This window comes from Sphingomonas sp. CCH9-F2, from assembly GCF_001556735.1.
GTDB lineage: Bacteria > Pseudomonadota > Alphaproteobacteria > Sphingomonadales > Sphingomonadaceae > Sphingomonas > Sphingomonas ginsenosidimutans.
Genome location: NZ_LSJO01000382.1, coordinates 1 through 1156 on the forward strand (window position 1 = coordinate 1; position 1156 = coordinate 1156).

Annotated in this window: 1 protein-coding gene and 1 pseudogene; both read left to right on the top strand. The window is 65.4% G+C overall.

The features are described from left to right. Positions 1 to 251 (top strand): annotated as a pseudogene (locus AX685_RS22570) (DUF736 domain-containing protein); the annotation flags it as partial. Between the two features lie 321 nt (positions 252 to 572). Beyond that, entirely contained in the window at positions 573 to 1031 is a 459-nt protein-coding gene (locus AX685_RS11135) for a hypothetical protein (RefSeq protein WP_066282607.1), read from the top strand. Positions 1032 to 1156: the final 125 nt, after the last annotated feature.

Sequence of the window (1156 nt, forward strand, 5' to 3'; positions counted from 1 at the left end):
GCCAGGACGACGGCTCGTACAACGTCGTGTGGCAGCGCGCCCAGAAGCGCCGCGATGTCGGTGCCGCGCTCGGCGTCAAGGCGGATGACGATCTGTCGCCGCCGTTCGGCGCCGATGGCGGCCCGGTCGGCAACGGCCCCGATCACGATGCGGGCACCACCGACAACGGCCTGGGCGAAACCACCGCCCCGGTCGAGGAGCCGGTCGGCAAGGGCCGCGGTCGCCGCCAGCGCGTCGCCGAGGACGCCTGATCCACCCCCGGTGCCGTGCACTCCCTCACGGCACCGCATGGCGCACGGGCGCGCCCCCTTTCGCTCCCGCACGCCGAAACTCGGGGCAACGCCGGCACACGGCGTCGCCCTTTTTTTGCTTCATGGGCTCCAGTCCCGATTCAACACCGTATCGGATCGATAATTTAGCTATTCCTTCGCTTTATCGCCGTATAAGCACAGGATATCGCAGTTCGAACCTGGGCCACGCTCAAGGGAAGGGGGTGATGAATGGATAGCCGGGCGAATGGTGATGACACCGCTCGCGGGACCGGCACGTCCACTTCATCACGAGGTCCCGACATGGCCGACCGCGTCTCCGTCTCCATTACGATCGGGGGGAAACTTCCCGCCGATCGACTGCCCGAACTGTACAAACTCGCCGATTTCTACGGCCTCTCGACCGAATGGGGGGGAGAACCGCTTGAATCCGTTACATCCGGCGAACCCCTGCGCCTCCATGCTCACGAGGTCCAGAACGGCAATATCGAGGATATCGAGGACTTCTGCTGCACCAACGACCTTCCGTTCAGGACGTGGTCGGGAGGCTCGCCCGGGTCGTTCTCGCCCGAGGTTCGGGTCTGGCCAGGTCATGGTCCGCGCGCGATATTCTCGGCCGACGACATCGAAAGCGTCGTGCTGACGCTTCAGGAATACAATGCTCTAGGTGACCTCGCCGCGATCGGTGAGCACTTCCGGTTGGGTGGCTTCAAACCGCCTGCGCTCTCCATCGTCCCGGGAAAGCCTGAGACCGATAGCTAACAGCGCCATCGGCACATCCTCCTGACCTAGCCCGATCCGCGTCCCGCACGCACCACCGTCCGCGTGAAGAACGCGGTCGGTGAGGGGCGCTCATCGCGCCCTGCCCGGCCGAAGGGCCGGGGAGG

Bases quoted from the DNA above. Each gene is read 5' to 3' on its own strand.
- AX685_RS11135 (WP_066282607.1), top strand. From the start codon at position 573: ATGGCCGACCGCGTCTCCGTCTCCATTACGATCGGGGGGAAACTTCCC.